This window comes from Thalassotalea euphylliae, from assembly GCF_003390395.1.
GTDB classification, from domain to species: Bacteria; Pseudomonadota; Gammaproteobacteria; order Enterobacterales; family Alteromonadaceae; genus Thalassotalea_F; species Thalassotalea_F euphylliae_C.
Genome location: NZ_QUOV01000001.1, coordinates 2,287,785 through 2,310,380 on the forward strand (window position 1 = coordinate 2,287,785; position 22,596 = coordinate 2,310,380).

Annotated in this window: 16 protein-coding genes and 1 pseudogene; 10 read left to right on the forward strand and 7 right to left on the reverse strand. The window is 42.5% G+C overall.

The window, feature by feature from the left end; translation table 11 throughout:
• Nucleotides 1-66: 66 nt before the first annotated feature.
• Together DXX92_RS10190 and DXX92_RS10195 are read right to left on the reverse strand one after the other, a co-directional pair.
• On the reverse strand, nt 67-1,404 hold the full coding sequence (locus DXX92_RS10190; RefSeq protein ID WP_116000350.1) for a HAMP domain-containing sensor histidine kinase: 1,338 nt from the start codon (nt 1,402-1,404) through the stop codon (nt 67-69).
• Nucleotides 1,397-2,074 (reverse strand): response regulator transcription factor, encoded by a 678-nt coding sequence (locus DXX92_RS10195; RefSeq protein ID WP_245961455.1) that lies wholly within the window; start codon nt 2,072-2,074, stop codon nt 1,397-1,399. The genes DXX92_RS10190 and DXX92_RS10195 overlap by 8 nt, the downstream gene beginning before the upstream one ends.
• A gap of 232 nt (nt 2,075-2,306) precedes the next feature.
• On the opposite strand from DXX92_RS10195, the gene DXX92_RS10200 reads away from it, so the two are divergent.
• Complete coding sequence (locus tag DXX92_RS10200) at nt 2,307-3,572, forward strand: hypothetical protein (RefSeq protein WP_116000352.1); 1,266 nt, start codon at nt 2,307-2,309, stop codon at nt 3,570-3,572.
• A gap of 313 nt (nt 3,573-3,885) precedes the next feature.
• A pseudogene (locus DXX92_RS19140) lies at nt 3,886-4,008 on the forward strand (DUF6445 family protein); the annotation flags it as partial.
• A 1-nt stretch (nt 4,009) separates the two neighbouring features.
• On the opposite strand, the gene DXX92_RS10205 reads toward DXX92_RS19140, so the two are convergent.
• The 3 genes from DXX92_RS10205 to DXX92_RS10215 form a co-directional block, all read right to left on the reverse strand.
• Nucleotides 4,010-4,327 carry a hypothetical protein gene (locus tag DXX92_RS10205; RefSeq protein WP_116000353.1) on the reverse strand — a complete coding sequence of 106 codons (318 nt, stop codon included), beginning with the start codon at nt 4,325-4,327 and terminating at the stop codon, nt 4,010-4,012.
• 259 nt (nt 4,328-4,586) lie between these two features.
• Complete coding sequence (locus DXX92_RS10210; RefSeq protein ID WP_116002381.1) at nt 4,587-7,148, reverse strand: glycoside hydrolase family 3 protein; 2,562 nt, start codon at nt 7,146-7,148, stop codon at nt 4,587-4,589.
• A 155-nt stretch (nt 7,149-7,303) separates the two neighbouring features.
• Complete coding sequence (locus DXX92_RS10215; protein ID WP_116000354.1) at nt 7,304-8,572, reverse strand: sugar MFS transporter; 1,269 nt, start codon at nt 8,570-8,572, stop codon at nt 7,304-7,306.
• A gap of 298 nt (nt 8,573-8,870) precedes the next feature.
• Between DXX92_RS10215 and DXX92_RS10220 the strand changes: the two genes are divergently transcribed.
• The 5 genes from DXX92_RS10220 (at nt 8,871) to DXX92_RS10240 (ending at nt 14,124) form a co-directional block, all read left to right on the forward strand.
• Complete coding sequence (locus tag DXX92_RS10220; protein ID WP_116000355.1) at nt 8,871-10,196, forward strand: GH1 family beta-glucosidase; 1,326 nt, start codon at nt 8,871-8,873, stop codon at nt 10,194-10,196.
• 50 nt (nt 10,197-10,246) lie between these two features.
• The gene (locus tag DXX92_RS10225; protein ID WP_116000356.1) at nt 10,247-11,599 is read left to right on the forward strand and encodes a glycoside-pentoside-hexuronide (GPH):cation symporter; all 1,353 of its coding nucleotides are present in this window, start codon (nt 10,247-10,249) and stop codon (nt 11,597-11,599) included.
• A gap of 70 nt (nt 11,600-11,669) precedes the next feature.
• Nucleotides 11,670-12,671 carry a LacI family DNA-binding transcriptional regulator gene (locus tag DXX92_RS10230; RefSeq protein WP_116000357.1) on the forward strand — a complete coding sequence of 334 codons (1,002 nt, stop codon included), beginning with the start codon at nt 11,670-11,672 and terminating at the stop codon, nt 12,669-12,671.
• Nucleotides 12,672-12,796: 125 nt separating this feature from the next.
• Nucleotides 12,797-13,228 carry an MbcA/ParS/Xre antitoxin family protein gene (locus DXX92_RS10235; RefSeq protein WP_245961457.1) on the forward strand — a complete coding sequence of 144 codons (432 nt, stop codon included), beginning with the start codon at nt 12,797-12,799 and terminating at the stop codon, nt 13,226-13,228.
• Between the two features lie 131 nt (nt 13,229-13,359).
• Complete coding sequence (locus DXX92_RS10240; protein WP_116000358.1) at nt 13,360-14,124, forward strand: RES family NAD+ phosphorylase; 765 nt, start codon at nt 13,360-13,362, stop codon at nt 14,122-14,124.
• A gap of 7 nt (nt 14,125-14,131) precedes the next feature.
• Here the strand turns inward: DXX92_RS10240 and DXX92_RS10245 are convergent, their stop codons facing one another.
• Both DXX92_RS10245 and DXX92_RS10250 read right to left on the reverse strand, forming a co-directional pair.
• Nucleotides 14,132-17,194, reverse strand: coding sequence for an efflux RND transporter permease subunit (locus DXX92_RS10245; protein WP_116000359.1), 3,063 nt, complete (start codon nt 17,192-17,194; stop codon nt 14,132-14,134).
• A 1-nt stretch (nt 17,195) separates the two neighbouring features.
• Nucleotides 17,196-18,242, reverse strand: coding sequence for an efflux RND transporter periplasmic adaptor subunit (locus tag DXX92_RS10250; RefSeq protein ID WP_116000360.1), 1,047 nt, complete (start codon nt 18,240-18,242; stop codon nt 17,196-17,198).
• Between the two features lie 309 nt (nt 18,243-18,551).
• Between DXX92_RS10250 and DXX92_RS10255 the strand changes: the two genes are divergently transcribed.
• The 3 genes from DXX92_RS10255 (at nt 18,552) to DXX92_RS10265 (ending at nt 22,389) form a co-directional block, all read left to right on the forward strand.
• A complete protein-coding gene (locus DXX92_RS10255; protein ID WP_181901738.1) occupies nt 18,552-19,127 on the forward strand; it encodes a TetR/AcrR family transcriptional regulator in 576 nt (191 codons plus the stop codon).
• A 185-nt stretch (nt 19,128-19,312) separates the two neighbouring features.
• Nucleotides 19,313-21,415 carry a CapA family protein gene (locus tag DXX92_RS10260; RefSeq protein WP_116000362.1) on the forward strand — a complete coding sequence of 701 codons (2,103 nt, stop codon included), beginning with the start codon at nt 19,313-19,315 and terminating at the stop codon, nt 21,413-21,415.
• Between the two features lie 548 nt (nt 21,416-21,963).
• Nucleotides 21,964-22,389 (forward strand): DUF6678 family protein, encoded by a 426-nt coding sequence (locus DXX92_RS10265; RefSeq protein ID WP_116000363.1) that lies wholly within the window; start codon nt 21,964-21,966, stop codon nt 22,387-22,389.
• Nucleotides 22,390-22,596: the final 207 nt, after the last annotated feature.

Below are 22,596 nucleotides of genomic sequence, written 5' to 3' on the forward strand. Positions count from 1 at the left end.
TCTGAACCTTAATCAACGGAATTAAATTGGTATAAGCCCAGCAACTTTATGACTGAGATGAATCAATTATACCGGTATCACTACCATAAATTTAGCGCCGTGAGGATTGGCATCGGTGACCTTTATTGAGCCATGCATTGCTTTTGTGGCTGCACTAGTTATTGCAAGCCCTAACCCTAACCCGCCAGTATTCCGATTGCGACTTTTATCAAGACGGGCAAAAGGGATAAAAATATTTGCTCTGTCTTGTTCAGGTATACCATCACCGTCATCCTCGATACACAACACTACCTGTGCTTCATTGCTCTCAATCCTCACCGTCACCTGTTGATGAGCGTATAAAACAGCATTTTTAAGAAGATTATCTAGCACCAATCGCAAATTGACTTCATTAACAAACAACTCAATGCTAGTTGAGCAATAAACACGGATTTCAATATCGGGTTCTAATGCTAGTTGTTGAACACGATTATTAATAAAATTGACTAAGGTAACCTGTTTTTTCGAGGATTTCTCAGACTGTAAATTGAGCTTTGAGAAGGCAATAATTTGGGTACAAAGACCGTCGATGTCATCGATATATTGATCGATATTGTCAATCAATGTGAGTTGTTCTTCATTTGGCATGTGTTGCCTTAAGATACCTGCTGCAAGCTGTATTCGACTTAACGGTGTGCGCAGTTCGTGAGGTACTGCTTGCGCAAAAATTTGGCTCTCATTGAACTTACTGCTCAACTCTTTTGCCATGGTATTAAAACGATCTGCAAGCTTGTTTAGTGGCACAGGTAAGTCTTTGTTAGCCCTAACTGAAAAGTCACCTGCGCCTATTTTCTCACTGACATCATCTAAATGAATTATGCTATGTTGCAGTTGCCTTAATGGCAAATACAAAGCAGCACCCGATGCTAAAATAATAAAAACGCAAACTACCTCAACCGCATATGCTTCTAGGTCAAATGCATAAAAGAGGTTTTCATCACGATGCTCAGGCAATAAGGTCTGTTTATCTTGTAACAACAGAACGCCTGGCATTGCTTGTGTTAGGCGATGCACAGCGACTAATAAGCCATCTACACGTTCGTAAACATCAACATTTTTGTAGCTGCCAATAAACTCACAGTCTGCGCACTTACTTTCGATAGAGGTATTGTTAATCCAATTAACTTCAAAGGGGTAAAGAAGGCTATCAAGCAGAGGGTAAAACACCTTCGCGGATTGTGCCTTTTCATGCCTTTGTCGCTCTAAAACTGCCACTACAAATAGTGTATCGTCAACAAAATCCTCGGTGTTGTTATGCTCATTCCAGTTATCCAGCACAGCAAACGTCAGTAACATGCTTGCAAGCATAGCAATAACGATATAGCCATATAACCTAGCAAAAAAAGAAGAAAACAGCTTATTCATTAACTAGCATGTAACCTTTGTTACGGATTGTTTTGATCATTTGATAAGGGGCCACTTCGTCGCCGAGTTTCTTGCGCAATCCCGAAATACGCATGTCTACTGAACGATCTGAAACCTCATAGTTGATGCCGCGCAGCGCTTGTATACATGCAGCTCTCGAAACCGTTTCTCCTTTGTGACTAGCAAGCAATGCCAACAAGTCAAATTCCGCAGAAGTTAAATCAACTCGGGCCCCGCCAAGTGTAACCGTATGGTTATGGTCATGGATGACTAATTGATTAGCCAACGCAACTGGCCTAGCCCCCTGTTGCGATGTTGCTCGCCTCAACAGCGCTTCAATGCGAGCCAGCATAATATGAGGTTTAACTGGTTTACGTAAGTAGTCATCTGCGCCGAGCTTGAGCAAACTCACTTCACTCATATCGTCTTCGCGGGCAGTCATCACCAAAATAGGGCCAAAATAAAACATTCGAGCTTGTTGGCAAATTTCAAAACCATCCACAGTGGGCAACATTAAATCAAGCAAGACCAAATCGGGCTGAAGGTTTCGGGTGGTTGCCAATGCGTCTTTACCATCACTTACGAGGCTAGTATCGTAGCCTTCACTTTTTAGAAAAAGCTGTGTCAGGCGGGCAATTTCTGCATCGTCTTCAATAATTAAAATGTGCATAACAACCATACCTTATAGGCAAATTCATTAAGAAAAGCCCCTGTAAAAGCCCAGTTAATAATCAGGCAATTAAACAAAGCCTATATTGTACTTAAATTCGCGAAAAGTTCGATTTTGCTTACAAACGCTTACAAACCATTAAAACGCTTACATTCGCTTACCCAACAGCAGCCTTGTCTTGGTTAACATAGCTGCACATCCTTTCTGTTAAATTTAAACGGGTAAAATAGCAGTGAAATTTTTACACCTTTCTTCTCTAGCTTTGCTTTCAGCGACCACGTTATTAGTTGGCTGTGGCTCAGATTCGTCGGAGAACACGACGACTTCACCCAATAGCCAAACTCTTGCACCTAATACACAGGGTTCGGGTAACACAACCAACAACCTATCAGATGCCACAAAGGCACTGGGTATTGAGGTCATCCCTAGTTCATTAAGTAGAACTTACTCAACGTCATTAAACTTCGATCGTTATACTAAGGTAGATACGCCTAATGGCAAGGCCATTCATATCGTCGCGCAGAATCAAATTACCGACAATCAAATAGTACGTGCTCGAAGTATTTTACAAAGCTACCTCGCTCCTTTCCCCGGTTCAAAATATGGCGAAGATAAATCCGCTGTAGCGAACAAAATGTCAGATAACGGCGCAATTCTTATGCTACTCAATGGAGTTGATGATGGCAGCAACAAGGCAGCCGAGCTTGATGGCCAGCCTCTTTATTATGGTGAGATGCAAGTGGAAGGCGGCCAATGGTACATCCAACAAGACTATCAACACCGCGATGCGTCATTTGAAGAAATCCTTCACCTTGTGCATGACTTTGGCATAGGTATCGATCAAGAGTCTGAATTTTTTGGCGCTTTACCTGAATTTCAAGCAGATATTCGAGCTGCGCAAATTAACGCTCTAAACTCTGGTATTTGGGGAGCTAACCAACCCAGTTGGATCGATGAGCTCCAAGACGAAAATAGTTTGTCACAAGAATATTTAGCCGCGCTTATCGATGTTTACTATGGCTTATGGGGAGCAAACACTCAGTTTCCTCATACCGGTATGTATGACATTTACCTACCTAAACATCGAGCAGATATCCGCACTGAAGACCCACAAGGAGAAGCTTTACTCGACAATAGCTTTTTCTTGCCCTACTTGGCATATAACGCGCGTATCGACGAAAGTTTTAAAGGTGATTTCAGCTTGAAATTTAACGCTAGCCTTCCGTATACACATCACGCTCAATACTTAAAAGATATTACACTTACCGGCGAAAACCCCAGTAAGGTTATTGTTAACCAGCTTAATAACTCAATTACAGGTAACAGCGCGGTGAATACGGTAATATTCTCAGGAGCATCTTCTGAGTATCAAATCACGAGTGTTGATAAGGAGGTTACAGTAGTCGACCTAGTTGATAACCGTGATGGTACTAACACCTTAAGCGGTATTGAGAAGCTACGATTTACTGATACAGAAGTTGAATTATCGACAAACTAGGCTTGTCATCATCGTAACTAAACTAGCGGGGCAACACGATATAACGCAATGTGTAGTCCCGCGTAATAAATTTCCCAAGCCCTTTATTCCAAGTCCACACTAACCCGCCTTTCAATAGAAAACAGTTACCAAAGCCTGATTGTTGGCATACTTTTATCGCGAAATGAAATTTAACTTGATGGTAAAAATTTGCTTTCAAACAACACCAAAGTGATATGGGGAATGGTATCAATAGCAACATTATTAAATATAAAATCATACTCTATCTAAACGAAGCTACACATGGCGGAACAGGCTTTTTTAGACACAAGCCAACCGGTTAGTGATTTTCCCAGGTAACCTGCTGCATTCCACCTTAGTTGATAACACTAATGACATCAGTGCTATCCCAGAAACAGGCAGGCTAACCGCGAATATTTTTATCGAGTTTCAATAAGCTATTGACTTTTTTGTGCTCGGATTTGCTTATTTGCAACTTCCAACATAATCAGCGTTTCACACGGTGAATATTTTTCCAATAACGATACTGAGCGATAATTTACCCACTCAGAAATGGGGTCAAACTTGTCTTTCTTTTTGAAGGTAAGATCTTTAATCTGAACTAAACACTCTCCTTGCATTTTCGCATTTTCAATCGTTTTACGATCAAGCGAGGATTGTTTATATTTCTCGGCAACAATATCAAACCTGTTGAGTTCAACGGCAACGCAATTAAAGCTTATTGTCGAGATTAATAAACAGGTAAACTTTTTCATCCAATACTTTCCTTTGTTAACAGATTCCATACTCACGCATCTACATTAGTTAAACGACTATTAGTTTTTTAGCAAATACATAACGTCATGAAAGTTACGCTAATACTTTAAATAAAGCCATAGCTATTAATAACTTAACCAAACAAAAAACGCTCATTAGGTAAGTAACCTAATGAGCGTTTTACATTAATCTAATTAGTTTCAGTAATTACTGCTAGCGAACCTAGCGCAGAACTGAATGTATTTACTGATAATTTGCTTATTGGCAAGAAATTGTCGCGCTTTCTGCCATATTAGGTTGATAGCTAATTTCCGCAAGTTGCAACTCGACAGCACCTTGTGAGTAAATCTCAAAAGGTACAACTAAGTCGCCAAAGCTTGTGCCTTTGTTAGCAAAACACTGTAAATCAATACTAATTGCTGACCAGCCGTGATGAACGATTTGGTTAAGTGCATCGGTAATATCAATTTCGGCACCACAGTTATCGGTTGGGCTTTCCGCCTTTTGACAACGAGTAGCCACAATCACTTTATCTTGCGGTTTGCTATTCACGCTAACAGCAAAATGAAGGGCTGATTTGTTTTCCAACGCTGAGCGTAAATCTTCTCTGAAATTACTCTTGCTCACCAGTGATAAACCAGCTTTAACACTGCCATCTAGGGTAATCTGCCGAGCATCTTCTTGTACTTTTTTATCAACGGTACGATACGCTAACCCTTCCAAAACGTGAGTATTCGCATTAGGCTCTAAACGTGTATCGCCAGCATTTAACCACATTAGCCAAGGCTTATGCATTTTGCCATCGAAGAAAATTTCTTGCTGAGCGTCTGTCGCTGAAACCTCTACCGTTTCGTCTAACAATTTCGCTAGTACATTTACATCACCGGTATTTTTATCGTAAGTTAACCCAAAACCGTATGGTAGCAATGGCGCATAATCTTTGTCGCCACGGTTTACAATGACTTGCGTTGGGCTTACTGGCCAAGAAAATGACAGCTTACCGACAAAGTCATGCTGTACTTTGCCTTGTCCATCCGTAAATAAAACATCAGCTACTCCATTACCTTCAGAGCCAGGTAACCAAGCGGCAACAAACGCATCAGATGCATTAAGTTCAGGGTTAACCCACATAGGGCGGCCACTAATAAATACCGATACTACTGGTATACCTTGCGCTTTAAGGCTTTTCAGCAACGCCAAGTCGCGCTTATCACCACGCTGAAAAGCTAAATTATCACGGTCGCCATGGCCTTCCGCGTAGGGATCTTCACCGAATACAACAATCGCTACATCAGGTTTTTCGCTGAAGCTACCATCGGTACTTAAGGTCGCTTTGCCGCCTGCTTTAGCAACTTGCTCTGCAATTCCATCGTAGATTGAACTACCGCCTGGGAAGTCCTTGTTATTATTGCCCGTGCCTTGCCAAGTAATTGTCCAGCCGCCAGACTGTTTACCAATATTATCTGCGCCGTCGCCAGCTACCAATACATTAGCTGTTGGCGATAACGGCAATAAATTCTCATTGTTTTTTAATAGAACTAAAGATTCTCGCACGGCTTGTCTGGCAACGGCTCTGTGCTCAGCTGCGCCAATGAGCTCTGTTTTACCTGAAAACGGACGATTAGCAGGGCTTGGTTTTTCAAATAATCCAGCGCGAATTTTTACTCGTAAGATGCGACGTACAGCGTCATCAATACGCGCCATTGGAATCTCACCGTTATTAACCTGCGCGATGGTATTTTCATACAAAGGCTTCCACGCCGCGGTTGGCACCATAAAAATATCTAGGCCAGCATTGACCGCTTGCGGGCAACTTTCATTCGTGCAGCCTTTAACTTGACCATGACCATTCCAGTCGCCAACGACAAAACCATCAAAGCCCATTTTATTTTTCAACACGTCAGTCATTAGGTATTTGTTGCCATGGTTTTTCTTGCCATGCCAACTATTAAATGATGCCATCACCGACTGCGAGCCAGCACTTAAGCCACCAACATAGCCTTGTGCGTGAATATCAAACAGCTCTTGTTCTGAGGCGACATTATCGCCTTGGTCGTCACCAGCAACCGTACCACCATCACCTAAGAAGTGTTTAACAGTAGAAATAACCCGTTGATCGCTCAAGAAATCTCCATCAGCATGTCCTTGCAGACCTTTTACAATCGCAGCTGAGTATTCACGAACGATTTCTGGGTCTTCCGAGTAGCCCTCGTATGTGCGTCCCCAACGGTCATCACGAACAACAGCAACAGTAGGCGCAAACACCCAATCAATCCCCGTGACCATCACTTCTTTGGCGGTAATTTCAGCAATTTTTTCAATTAGCGCGGGGTTATTTGCTGCCCCTAAACCAATGTTGTGTGGGAACAAAGTGGCACCAATCACATTGTTATGGCCATGCACTGCGTCTGTTCCCCACATAGTTGGTATGCTAGAGCCATCTAGTGAATCATCAATTGATGCTTGATACAGCTTTTCAGCTAATGCGATCCAATCTTGTGGTGTAGCGTGTTTATTGTTATTCGGAAACGCACCGCCACCATTGAGGTAAGAGCCAAAGCCGTATTTACGCATATCTTCTACGGTGATATCACGTATTTCAGGCTGGATCATTTGCGCCACTTTTTGCGCTAGCGTCATACCGCTTAACAAGCGCTCAACTTTCGCTTCTACCTGTGCGTCTTTCTTAACGGCAATATCAAGTGTTGGCCAAATCGCTAAATTGTTCTTTTCTACACTGGTAGTTGCAGAGGCTTGGGTAGCTGCCGTTTGCTCTGCACTTTCGCTTGATGCTTTTTCTTGATTACATGCCGTAGCCATTAGCGCCAATGGCAGTAAGTAAGCAATTTTATTTTTCTTAAACATAATGTTCGTTAACTTTTTTGTGTTTGTTGTCTAACCCGTATCAACGAATTGCAGTTAATTTGAATTCATGATCACGGGTTTCCTTATTTAAAGCCTTGCTATATCCGCTTTTATACTTGTTTAACTGCCTGCTTTGGCTTGTGACCAATCAAGCCGTAGTAAGCAATGTAGAGGTAGCAGAAAATCGGTAAGAAGAACGACAACTGAACCCCAATAGAATCGGCCAACATACCTTGGAATACCGGGATAATTGCACCACCAACAATAGCCAAACATAAAATCCCCGAACCTTGTGAGGTATGTTTACCAAGACCGGTAATAGCTAAACTGAAAATGGTTGGGAACATTATCGAATTGCATAGGCCAACCGCCAAAATTGCCCACATCGCCAAGTCGCCTTTAGTGAAAATAGCCACAAAGACAAACAGCACAGCAAATGCAGCGTTAAACGCTAACACCTTACCTGCAGCGATTTTTTGCATCACCGCAGCGCCGATAAAACGACCCACCATAGCGCCGCCCCAGTAGTAGGCAATGTAAGTGGCTGCATCCGCTTCTTCTAGGCCTGCAATATCTGGCTGATTTAAAAAGCTAACAAGAAAACTACCAATTGCGACTTCGCCGCCCACGTAAACAAATATACCGATCGCACCAAGCACTAAGTGACTGTATTGCCAAGCACTGCCAGAAACCGCTTTGTCTTCATCTGTCTCTACTTGTTCTACAACAGGTAATTTTAAGTATGCAAAAATTGCTGCCAGTAACAGCAACATAGAAGCTAACAATACGTAAGGCATCTGCACTGCTTCTGCACCTGCTGCAGCATTACCGACTTCTGTTGCTGCTTGCTCTAAAATCAAGAATGCGCCGAAGAAAGGCGCCACTGTCGTACCTAATGAATTGAACGCCTGTGTCATCGTTAATCGAGAAGAAGCGGTTTCAGGCTTACCAAGGATACTGACATAAGGATTGGCAGAAACTTGCAATAAAGTAATGCCACTTGCTAATACAAAGAGTGCTATCAGAAAAACTGGGTAGCTTTGCAAAGAGGCCGCAGGATAAAAGCCTAAGCAACCGACAGCAGCGATCACTAAACCAATAACTATACCCTTTTGAAAACCAAGCTTTTTAACCAATACACCCGATGGAATTGACACAATAAAGTAAGCCCCGAAGAAGCAGAATTGAATCAACATGGCTTGTGTGTAGGTTAGATCAAACACCGCTTTTAAATGTGGGATCAATATATCATTAAGGCAAGTGATAAAACCCCACATAAAAAACAGTGAAGTCAATGATGTAAGTGCAAATCGGTAGTTTTCACCGCTTGCACTTACCTTAGTGTTATTCGTCTCTGGTACCGCAGATGCGCCTGCCATACAGCCCCCTTAATTATGAATTTTTGTAATAGTAGAGAAAGCAACTTGCGACACTAGCTCACGATATGCGGTAACATGAAATACGTCGCTACGCGCCCCGCGTTTTCACGCAATTTATTGACGTTAGAGTTGATAACTACTACCCTAATCAATGTAAGCGCTTTCACTCCCCGTTATTAAAAACCAACAAGGGTTGTTTTTCAATACATTTGTAAGCGCTTTCAATCTTTCTTGAACTCAGTATAACGTAATTCAAAATGGTCGCTGATATTGTGCCCAATTAAATAGGTAAAAGTGAATGAATAAACTAGAGCTACCCGCTAACTCAACCATGTTAAACAAGGATTTTGTTTATGGTGTTGCAACGGCTTCATTTCAGATTGAAGGCGGTATCGACGACAGGTTAGCTTGTATTTGGGACACATTCTGTGCCACCGAAGGCAAAATTGCCGACAGCTCTAACGGCGCTATCGCCTGCAACCATTACGAAAAATGGCAAGACGATATCAAGCTTATTGATTCATTGGGGGTAGACGCCTATCGCTTGTCAATTTCATGGCCTAGAGTCATGAACCAAGATGGCTCTGCTAACCAACAAGGCTTGGACTTTTATATTGCTATTTTAGATGCGTTAATTGCACGTAATATTAAGCCGTTTGTCACCCTTTACCACTGGGATCTACCACAGCACCTTGAAGATAATGGTGGCTGGTTAAACAGAGACACCGCCTATAAATTCCAAGAATACGTCGAGCTAGTAACCAAAGCATTTGGCGATCGCGTTCATTCTTACGCAACGCTAAACGAACCTTTCTGTAGTGCCTACCTTGGTTATGAAGTGGGTATTCATGCGCCGGGTAAAGTAGGTAAAGAGTTTGGCAAGAAAGCCGCTCACCATTTACTGTTAGCGCATGGTTTAGGTATGCAAGTGCTACAAAAAAATAGCCCAAATACCATGAACGGCATTGTGTTGAATTTCACTCCTTGTTATCCAGAAACTTCTGCAGATCAAGCAGCAGCGAACTACGCGGACGATTATTTTAACCAGTGGTATATCAAGCCAATACTTGATAAAGCTTATCCAACAATTATTGACGACTTGCCAAAGTCGCAACAGCCTGAAGTATTTGATGGTGACTTTGAGATTATTAGTCAACCGCTAGATTTCCTTGGTATTAACTTCTATACACGTGCAATTTATACCTCGCATGATGAAGAAATTTTTGAACAACTACCGCCACCAGCACCAATAACCGACATCGGCTGGGAAATTTACCCTTCATCGTTTACTAAGTTACTTACGGATTTGAATAGTCGCTACCAACTGCCGCCGATTTACATTACCGAAAACGGAGCCGCAATGGCTGATACCTTCGTTGACGGACAAGTTAACGACTTAGATCGCCTGAACTATTACCAACAGCATTTAGTTGCTGTGAACAATGCCATTGAGCAAGGCGTTAATGTTCAAGGCTATTTTGCTTGGAGCTTAATGGATAATTTTGAATGGGCTGAAGGCTATCTAAAACGCTTTGGTATTGTTCATGTTGATTATGACACGCAACAACGTACGATAAAGCAAAGTGGCCTCGCCTATCGTGATTTGATTTTAAGCCGACCTTAAAAAAAGCGCCCATAAAAATAATAATTAGGTATAAAACTTAGGTAATGCAAATGACAATAAACAGCAGCGTTAGTGTACGTGAAAAAATCGCCTATGGCCTTGGCGATACCGCGAGTAACATTATTTTCCAAACGGTCATGATGTTTTTAATGCTTTACTACACTGATGTTGTTGGTTTATCGCCAGCTGTAGTTGGTACCATGTTTTTAGTCGTGCGCGTGGTCGATGCAATTACCGACCCGTTAATGGGAACACTAGCCGATCGCACACACACCAAATGGGGACACTTTCGCCCTTACCTGCTCTGGTTAGCACTGCCATTTGCCATTATCAGCGTGCTCGCATTTACCACTCCTGACTTGCAAGGTACCAGTAAGCTGGTTTATGCCTTTACTACCTATACGCTGTTGATGATTGCCTACACTGCAATCAATATTCCTTATTGTGCGCTTGGCGGCGTGTTAACGGCTGATGCTAAAGAGCGTGTCACCGTGCAATCGTATCGTTTTGTCTTTGGCATGCTCGGCGGCGTTATTGTCGCAGGTTGCACCATGCCCTTAGTCGAGTTTTTCGGGCAAGGAGATAACGCGAAGGGCTATCAATACACGATGGCGGCGATGAGTACCATGGGGCTGATTATGTTTTTATTGTGTTTTATCGGCACTAAAGAACGTATCGAACAGCCAAAAGAGCAAGAAGTGAGTTTATTAAAAAGCGCTCGATCACTATGGCAAAACGATCAATGGCGAATCCTCTGTTTAGCCGCGCTATTTCTACTCACCGGACAAGTGTTACGATTTACCTTAGCCGTATACTACGTCAAGTATTACCTAGGTCGTGAAGACTTAATCACTTCATTTATGACCCTAGGGGTGGTTGCCAGTATGGTAGGCTGTGCGCTCGCACAACCACTGGCTAAACGAGTATGTAAAATTAAGGCCTATATTAGCCTTCAGTTTATTGCCGCGACCATTTGCTTATTGAGTTTCTTTATTGGTGCTGATCAACTGGTACTCGCTTTTGTCGCTTTTATTTTATGGAAATTCTTCCTCGACATGGCAACGCCACTACTTTGGGCCAAAATGGCCGACACCATAGATTACGGCCATGAAAAAACGGGCATTCGTATTACTGGGCTAGTCTATTCTGGTGTTATCTTTTTCATCAAAATGGGCGTAGCTCTTGGTGGCGCAATTGCCGGCTGGTTGCTGGCATACTACCAATATCAACCAGATTTTGGCCAAACCGAAGCAACCCAGCAAGGTATTTTGTTATCGTTTACGGTATTACCGGCGTTAGGTTCATTTTTAGTTGCGGCGATCATGACCCGCTACACCTTAACATCAAATAAACTAGAAACGATCCAAGGCAAGCTAAAACACAATGCATTAACCTCTGGTTAACAAAGATTATCTTAGGTATGATTGCCGCCCATTTGGTCAAAGAACAACAGCAAGGTAGTTAATAGCGCTCATGGCAACGATTTATGAAGTATCAAAATTAGCTGGTGTATCACTCGCAACGGTTTCTCGCGTAATGAATAATAATGCGCGTGTCAGCGATAAAACCAAGCAAAAAGTGCTTGATGCCATGAATGAGCTTGGTTACAGACCCAATGCAAACGCCCGTTCGCTAGCATCAAACCGCAGTGACTCGGTGGGTATTATGGTGTCTGAGCTACATGGCCCTTTCTTTGGTCAAATGATGGCCGGTATTGAATCAGAGCTAAGAGCCGCTGGTAAACACGTTATCTTTACTACTGGGCATTCAGAAGAAGACCGAGAAAAAGACGGTATCGAGTTTTTAATGGGCCGTAATTGCGACGCCATTATCATTCATGTTGAAGCGGTAACTGATGACTACTTAGTCGAGGTTAGCCAAGGCAATACGCCTATTTATCTACTTAGCCGCTATGTTGAGCAGCTTAAAGATAAGTGCATTAGTTTAGACAATGAAGTTGGTGGTTATTTGGCAACAAAAGCGCTGATTGATCACGGCCATAACAACATTGCTTACATCGCAGGACCACAATTTAAAGCAGATGCCAGCAATCGACTACTAGGTCATAAGCGCGCACTGCAAGAACACGGAATCGAATTTAATAGCGACTTATTGTTCATTGGCGACTTTAAAGAAACTGGTGGTAGCGAAGGATTAAAGCATTTTATCGACAATCAATTGAGTTTTAGCGCTGTCGTTTGTGCCAATGACGAAATGGCATCTGGTGCCATGAAGTACGCTCGTGAGCACGGCTATACACTACCCAATGATTTATCGGTGATCGGATTCGATAATGTTATTTTTGCCAATTACCTTTACCCTACTTTGACCACTATCGATAATCCTGTTGAAAAAATGGGACGTATGGCCGCCAAAATGGTGTTAACCGATATTTATAAGCGCAAAGACTTATCAATTGAACGCGTTTTTGAGCCTAGCCTTATATTGCGCAATTCAATCGTAGAAAGTAAATAACCTCAGCTCTGAATAAGTTCCTATAGCTGGCTTTAAGGTTTCGCTTGTTCCTATAGCAGCCAACCTCAAAACTTGCATTTGCACATTTTTTATACCAAAATTTGCATATGCATTTAGGAGGCCTAATGACTGCTGTTCCGAAACTTAACACAAATACATCAAGCCAAGCGATGTATTCGAGCACTGATGATCATCACAATACCGATCAACAACGCAGTGAAGCGCAGGTGATCATCAAAGCGTTTAACAATGCCTGCCAGTCACTCAATATCTCAACACAAGAGAAAGTGGCTATTTCTGGCGTTAATGCCTCAACGCTTTCACGCAATCAACACAAAGGATTCTCGCCTAAATCTAAAACAGGTGAAATTCTGCTGCATTTTATCCGTTTGTATCGCTCACTCTTCGCGATAGCAGGTGGTGATGAAGCTTTTATGCAACATTGGTATCGCACACATAATAACGCCTTAAATGGTATCCCAGCAGAAATTTGTCCGACCATTGAAGGTTTATATCGAACCAATCAATATTTAGATGCAATGCGCGGTAAAATTTAATGTCCGGTAGCTCCGGTAGCGCTATTTCGTTACTGTTATTACTGGTTATATAGCTTCGTTACACTTACTTAGTTTAGTTATATTGCCAACAAGCCAACACACAACCTTACCCGCATAGAAATGGAACTTCTATGATAAACAACATCATTGCTGCCTGCCCCAAGCATACCGCCTATTCAAATCATGTATTTCGCATTGTTGAAACGCAAGAATACGCCGCAACCACTAAAATTGTTGATGATTTAAGTGAACAACATTTACTTGAACAGTTATTAGATGAGGTGAAACCCGCCTATCGCCCAGCAACTGAAGAGCTGCACTATTTAATCAGCACGCCTTTTCGCTACCCACCACTTAAATACGGTTCACGCTTTGGCGATATCACAATGCCTAGCTATTTTTATGGTGCTGAGCAAATATCAACGGTACTGGCAGAGTGTGCGTTTTATCGTTTTGTGTTTTTGCATGATATGGCAACCCCTTATGAAGGTACCATTCAATCTGAACACTCTATTTTTAGCGTAAAAGTGAGCACAACACGTTGCAGCGATTTAACTAAACTGGCCGAGCAAGACCACCTCAGTGCCATTAGCGCCGCGACCAGCTATCAAACCTCGCAAGCCATAGGTAAACACCTAACACAGCAGAAAGGAACAGAAGTTATCCGCTTTTATTCAGCCCGAGACACACACGGTATGAATCAGGATATGGAACGCGGTGTGAACTTGGCGATTGCAACACCTGACGCCATAAAATCAAAAAAGCCAGAGCAAATGCAGCTCTGGCTTTGTCAAACGAATAACGAAAGTGTCACTTTTTCTACTCAAGGTCAGCAACCAAGCATCTTTTCCCGCGAAACATTTTTGTTAGATGGTCAGCTGGCTAAACCGTTTTAGCCAGCTCTTAAGCACTTTTAACTTTAGTTACTTTAATGCGATAGAGAATGCTATACAGCACCGGCACAGCAACTAGGGTTAACAGTGTTGCAAATGCTAATCCGCCCATAATGGTCACTGACATATCGGCAAAGAAAGGATCTGCAATCAACGGCATCACCCCTAAAATAGTGGTAATCGCCGCTAGCGATACAGGGCGTAAACGACTTAAGCTCGCATCAACAATTGCCACACCTTTTGCTTTACCTTCTTCAATTTGCAAATCGATTTCTTCCAGTAACACAATAGCATTTTTGATTAACATGCCGAATAAACTCAGGAAACCAAGCAACGACATAAAACCAAACGGTAAATCAGCAATTAATAAACCAGCGACTACACCAACAATCGCCATAGGCACAACAAGCCAGATGATCAACGGCTGACGAGTGCGGCCAAATAGCAGCACGCTAATAATAAACATCACCAAGAAACCTAGCGGTAAACCTTTACCTAGTGCAGCTTGCGCATCGCGTGAAGATTCAAACTCTCCACCCCACTCTAATTGGTAGCCGTCAGGCAGTTCAATAGCTTCTATCAATGGACGCATACGGTTAAACGCTGCTCCCGCCGTTTCGTTATAACCCGCTTCCGCCATGACGGTTATGGTTCTAACGCGATCGCGACGGTTAATCAGCATCTCTTCACTATCGAAGCTGGTATTGCCACTGACCTGGCGAAATGGAATATAAGTACGTTGGCTGGCGCTCCACACTAAACCATTTTCTAGCTCGCCAAGTTGCGCTGGTCCCGACTCCCCCTGAGTCACCCGATTTTTCGCGACAATTGGGTATAAATAATCGCCCTCTTGCAACTGTCCAACTGTTAGACCATTAGTGTAGAACTGCACAGTTTGATTAAAGTCACTACGTGAAACCCCAGCCATACCCGCTGCGTTAATGTCATATTCAGGCATTAACACCATGCCTTTAGTTCGCCAATTATGGCGAACATCTCGAATATTACCGTCTTGTTGATACAAGGTTTTTGCTTGCTCGGCTAAATCCCTTAGCACCACAGGATCTGATCCTGAAAAGCGCACTTGCAGTTTTGCCCCTGAACTTGGGCCAAATTGCATAACTTCTGGGTAGTAATTGGCGTTCGGGTTAATTGCTTGTAAACGCTCGCCCAAGTCTTTGGCAATGCGAGGAATATCTTTCGCATCGTCAACGCGCACTAAGTACATGCCGTAACTTTCATTAGGCATTTGCGGCCCGTAAACTAAGGTAAAACGCTCTGCGCCACGGCCAATAAAAGTCGTTAATGAGCTTACACCTTCAGTTTCCAGAATGAGTGATTCGCCAGCCTTCATGTACTTTTCTGTCGCTCGAATGTCGCTATCTTGTGGACCCCAGTAATGGACAAAAAAGTTAGGAGTGTTCGATGGAGGGAAAAAGCCTTGTTTGATCAAACCAAAACTTGCATAAGCACCAACAGTGATCACCAGCAACACAAGTACTGACAAGCCACGGTAATGCAATGCATTGCGCAATAAGACTAAATAGCCACGATGGAAGAAAGAGTGCTGCTCATGTTCCGTTTCAGTTGCTGCTACTTTGTAGAAGTATTTGCCTAGTAACGGAGTTAACGACACCGCGAGTACCCAACTTAGCATCAGTGAAATGAGCACAACCGCAAACAACGAGAATAAGAATTCACCTGTTGCGTCGTCAGACAAGCCAATGCCACTAAACGCCGCAATACCAATAATGGTCGCGCCTAAAAGCGGCCATTGAGTGCGCTTTACAATAAAACTGGCTGACTCTAGTGCGGACTTGCCCTTTTCCATACGCAGCATCATGCCTTCAGCAACTACTATGGCATTATCGACAAGCATCCCCATCGCGATCACCATAGCACCAAGCGAAATACGCTCTAGCTGTAGGCCATAAAGCCACATTATCAGTACTGTACCCAAGACTGTGACGAGCAAAGTGCCACCAACCACGACACCTGAGCGCCAGCCCATGAAAATACATAGCGCTATCGTTACCACAGCAACTGACATTTCAAGGTTTAAAATAAAACCATCAACCGCTTTATCAACGATTTTAGCTTGGTTGTAGATAGGTGAAACATCGATACCCGCAGGCAAACCGGCAAGTACATTCGCAAGTTTTGCTTCAATGCGCTCACCAACTTCAACAATGTTGACATCGTTTTGTGCCGAGATACTCAGGGTTATCGCACTTTCACCATTGTAGCGTTTAAGATCAGACGGAATATCAACAGGCTGCAAGCTTAACGTCGCAACATCTTTGATTTTGATCGACGCATTGCGACCAGGTAAAACAAAAGAAATATTCTCAATTTCAGCTATTTTATCGGTTGCTGCAGATACCGGAATACGAATTTGCTTGTCACCTACGTATAAACGACCACCCGCAAACGGCTTTAAGTTACTCGCAAGAATTTGTTCAATATCTGGAAATGAAAGCCCTAAACCAGCAATTTGATAAAGGTCAATTTCCGCAACAATTTGCTCTTCTAGAATGCCGCTAACGGCGACTTTTGCGACGCCATCTACCGTTAATAACTCACGGCGAATAATGCGCGAGAATTCACGCATTTGGTAAGCGGAAAAATCTGGTGCAGTAAGTGCGTAGTAAATACCAAATACATCACCAAAATCATCAATCACTACCGGCTGGCTTGCTCCTAACGGTAAATCCGCTCTTACATCACGCAAACGTTTGCGTAATTCATCCCAGATTTGCGGTAGCAGTGGTCCGTCAAGGTTCGACTTTACTTCCATGGTAATGCGTGAAAAACCTGGTTTACTCTCTGACTCAACCCGCTTTAACTGCCACATTTGTTGCAGTGCGATTTCCAGTTGCTCCGTGACTTCTTTTTCGACTTTTTCCGCATTTGCGCCCGGATAATAGGTCATGATCACCGCTTGCTTGATGGTAAAAGCAGGATCTTCCAGACGGCCAATATCATTTAAGCCAATGACACCACCAACCAACAAACATAGAGTGATAAGCCAAACATTAATCGGCCGAATAAGTGAATAACGTGCGATATCCATATTAGAAATCCGCCTGATATTCTTTAACTTTTAACCCTTCGCGCATTTGCTGAACAGCTGCGGATACAACCTTGTCACCAGCTTTTAAGCCTTTGCCAATTAATGCAAATTCACCGCTAATTGCAGCAATTTCAACAGATGCCTTAGCCACGGTATTTGTGTTTTTATCAAACAGCCAGACAAAAAATCCGCTGTCTTTACTCCCCGTTAAGGCATTTAACGGTACCACGAGTGCTGCTTGGTCTTCATGAACGTCACTTACTTTAACGGTTGCACGAGAGCCTGGGTAAAAAAGTTCTGACGCTTCGCCGTCAATTGCAAACGTAATTTTATAGGTTTGGGCAATCGGATCAGGTGTTGTTTCATGCTCAACATAATGAATATCAAATATTTGCTGCTCATGACCAATCACCGAGGCTGTCGCCTTAATTTCGCGATTACCTGCATTGGCCGTCATTACGCGCTCTGGTACTTCAAATGAAAAATATAGCTCTGAACGATCTTGGATATTTGCAACGGTATCACCAGCACGAATATAGCTGTTGTTTTCGATAGAGCGTGTGCCAATAACGGCATCAAAAGGTGCGCGAATTGTGCAGTAGCTTAAATCTTGTTCTGCATCTTCAAGGGCAATTTTGGTGAGTGTAAATAGTGACTGGGCATCGTCTAATTCGCGCTGTGAGGCGACGTTCTTTGCATGAACTTCTTCAATACGGCGCAGCGCTCTAGCGGCATCTTGATGGCGAGTGCGACTTTCTTCAACCTTACGACGAAACGGTGCCGGATCAATTCTCGCCAGCACTTCACCTTTTTTCACTAGGCTACCTTCGATAAGGTTTTCTTCAATTAAGCGGCCAGAGACTTCAAATTTAACATCAACATCTTTTACTGCTGAAACAATCGCAGGAAATTCATAAACTTCATTAATATTTGTTGCATTAACTTCGGTTAATTGCACAACTAATGGTGGCTTTTCAGCCACTTCTACAGTTTGCTCTGAACACGCTTGTAAAGTAAGCGCCATCATCACGATTAAAATACGAAACACATCAACTCCAGTAGTTTGTTACATACCAACAATGGAAATTTTTAAGCTGAGTAAGGTAGCAATTTGGGGTTAGCCTTTTTTAGCTTGTTGGGGCTTGGTATAGCTTGCTGAATTAATAGCGACTAGCCCGCCGTTTTAACCATACTCAAAAGTAATTTGTGTAAACACTAGGTTTACATCATGACAGGCATGCTAACACAGGTTTACACATTTGCATAATATGTAAACTTGTTTCGTATGTGTATTGTTTATGAATAGACAACACATTATCATTAGCGCATCTATGACCCCCCGCTTGGATTGATTGTTTTGCCTAAATCAGTTGGAAAAATTGTAAGTGCCGCACGAGAATGCTTTTTTCAGCATGGCTATCACGCCAGTAACGTCTCATTGATTGCCCGGTATGCAGGTATTTCACGAGCAACGATTTATAAAAACTTCAGCTCAAAAGAAGCCTTGTTCCAAGCCATGGTACAACGCCAATTTGCTGAATATGATATTGCGTTAAACGAATACGCCGAAGCTAATGGGGATTTTTGGCAAGAAACAGAAAACCTGTTTGTCAATCGCTGCCAAGGCGTATTTGACGATATATCAAGCCAAGTGATTCGAACTGAATTGGTTCATGCAGGTCACTCACTTTGCCAAGCGCTCATGGATAAAGAGCAAGAAGACATGCTCGGCGTTATTATTAATCGCATTGAACAAGAAATTACAGCAAATCGTTTAACCCTTGAAAGAATCAACATGACATCCGCACAATTTGCCAGTGCGATGCAATCAATGCCCATTGGTATTTTCTTTTCCAGCAACGAGGCCAATGATTTAGGGTCGCTAAAACAAGTATTAACTATCTTCCGCGTTGCAACCGAGATAAGTAACTAGGCCACAGGCCTTAAAAAAGATTGGTTAGTCCGACGACTTTTTCGCACATACATCAAGGTTAAACTTTCATTAACGCGCAAACATTCCTTCAAGTTATAGCCTTTTCACCCAATGGAATAGATATCACTATTATCACCAAGATATACTGCTAAAATCATTACAAAAATAACCACAGCAGGCAGCCCATGAGCAAACTATTTCCGCCGAAATTATTGAGCTTGGCGACTCTCGCCCTTTCATTGTCTTCTTCATTTTATAGTTATGCCGACACAAGGTTTAGCGCAAAGGTTGCAGATGAAAACAACCAACCTATTGCTGGCGTAGACGTTAGCATTAACGGGCAAAAAGTTCGCTCGAACCGACAGGGTGAGTTTACGCTTAATTTGCCAGAACAAAACTACTATCAAGTAACGTTAAGCAAAGGTGACTACTACCAACGCGTTCATACCTTTAGTCATAAAGAGCTGGAAAACCTTAACACCAAGGCACCATTTCAATTGATAGAGAAAAAGAGCGGTCGAGTGATGTTTGCCTTTGGCGGCGACGTGATGATGGGGAGACGCTACTACAAACCCTACTTTGACGATCCCGTACTGATCAAGCCTGATTCAATTTTGCCTGACAGCAAAGCCTTAGTTGAGCATGTAAAACCCTACATGGCCTTAGCCGATATCGCTGCCGTTAATCTTGAAACTCAATTAGCAGCAGACGAGCCAATACAGCGCCTGCAAAAGTCGGTGACCTTTTATTCAGCGCCAGAAACCGTTACTGCGTTGCAATGGGCAGGCATTGATTACGTAACCTTAGGCAATAACCATACGTTTGATTACATGGACGAAGGGTTAACATCAACACTAAACGCTCTAAACGAAGCCAAACTCCCCTATTCTGGTGCGGGTTATAATGAAGCAGAAGCACTCAAACCCTACAATATGACTGTCAACAATCAACCACTGGCACTATTGGGTTATGTTGGCTGGCATGGTGGTAAAAAGCCAACGCAAACGGCAGATGCTCATCAAGGTGGTGCTGCGTTTGGCAACATGGAAAATATTAAGCAATCGGTAAGCGACGCCAAACAACAAGGTAACTTGCCTATCGTACAGTATCACGGCGGATTAGAGTACGTTAAAGAGCCAACAGGCGTTACCGAACAGCGCTTAAAATCAGCGGTAGATAACGGCGCAGCGCTGGTCGTTGCACATCATCCACATGTCACCCAAGGTATTGAATTATATAACGGCAATTTAATTGCCTATTCAATGGGTAACTTTATTTTCGACCAAAACTTTAGTGCCACACAACACAGCTACATTTTATATGTTTGGCTAGATGACGGCGAATTTAGTCGCGCAGAGTTAGTGCCAATATATGTAAAAGACTACAAACCAACACCAGCAATGGACGACGAACGCAATCGCGCACTGACTCGTATCGCTACCTTGTCGGCAAAGCGTAACACCCATATTGCCAATCATCATGGACATGGCGTTATTTCTGCGGCAAACACTGTAAAACAAAGTGCTAAGAGAAAGCTTGCTCAAGCATATCGCCTTGATGTTAGCAAAATGACTACGTTGCCTATCCCCTACAAAGCTTGGTCTGAGAAAATTCAAAAAGTTGAATTACCAAACGCTGACTTACCAAGCGCTGACTTAACAAACAATGATTTGCAATATCGTTTGGGTAGTAACTTAGTTAATGGCAGCGACTTTGAACAATTCACTTGGTTTAACGCACCAGAGCGCAATTTCAAATTACCTAAACAATGGCAATTGGTTACAGACGGCTTTCAAAGCAAACAAGCGATGCAATTAACCGTAGATAAAAATTCGACAAGCTTATTTGGCATGAAGCACTTTCGCCGTGTTTACGCAGCGGATAATCCAATGACTATGACTGTACAAGCAAAAACAAATAAGCCTGTGAAGGTAAATGTTTATTGGCAAGGCCGTAAAAGCGGGCAAAAGCTATTAGATGCTTACGCCGAAAGCCCTAAACACTTTATTCAATCTTTTGAACTAACCCCAAATAATGGTTGGCAAGCGCTTGAAGTTGACTTTGACTCACCGCGCATACGCTATCGCAGTTACCGCGTACTCGTTGAGTTTGAGAATATGGAAAACATTGATGCCAATGTGTTGTTAGATAACTTTGCACTGGTTGAATGGCATACAGCGTTCCAGCAAAACGTTAAACCATTTACCCTAGATGAAGATGGACAAATGGCTGACTATATTGGCGTGAATAAAACTGCTAGCAAAGCAATAACAATAAAAAGCCACTAGTTACTAACACTTATCACTCGAAACCATTGTTAAAAGTGCTTACTTAGTGAACTTCGCTAAGTAAGCTTTTTTCTACCATAAAAATTAATATTAGAGGTAAGGAATTTAGCGATTCTTAACCTTGTTTATTCGCTACCGCTTTCCAATTTTCGCGATTTTTACTAACTGCGCTGCAATGGCAATTATTAGTGGAAAGCCTATGCTCTTTTTTAGTGAATAGCCCTACCCATCAGCTTTATAGTGCATTTAGCTATATAAAACTTGAAAAATATCTTCCCCTACACTAAAGATCGCTCTTAAATTTTTTGTTTTAAACCCAGGATAACAACACTGTATTTATACACATAAACAGGAAATTTAAACAATATTCAGGATCGTGGACATTTTGTCCAAGTTTATCCGCCGCTATATTAGCCAAAGTTAAAACCCTTGAAATATTATTAGCCTAGCGTATGGTTAAAAATCATTAAGAATATTATTGGACAAAATGTCGGTAGAAACTTGGACATTTTGTCGGATAATAAATTGTTATATGCCTGAGGAATTTCATGCCTGCTAGAATGGAAGAAGCACTTAAAAAATTAATCAAGCGTAAGTTTGATGCTTCGTTTATGTCCAATACAAAATGGCGGAAGGTATTTACAGCTTTAAGTGTTGTCCCCTTGAAACAAGCGTTTTGGAAGTATGTCGATTTAGATTATGAGTTGCGCAGTTGCTTCGTCGACGAAAGTGATTTAATGGATAGGTTTATTGGTGATTGTGGGCTTGCTGGCGCTCCACTTGCCTACCGAAGAATTGAATGGATCGAAATTCCAAGAATTGGTGTAGATCCCTGTTATGAAAATATACCTCATATGAATTTTGAACAGGATGTAGATCTAGTTATTTCAATACTTGAGTCAACTGGGGAGTTTGAACTTGAGCAAACTGATCGCGGCATAAGAATATATGGCCACAAAAAAGTCGGCATATAACAAGCCAATTAAGTGCGGGACTGCTAAAGCTTGGCTCAGTTCCGCTCCGCTACACAAGTTTAGCCAAGCATTTATCAGCCCCTTATTGGGGCTACATGGACTCCCCTTTGTCAAGCACAAGCAGTCTCTGACAACAAGAAAGTCTGACAGCAGCTCTACATTCGGCGTTTGTTAGCATACTGCCGTAACAGCTTGTGCTATCGCCCT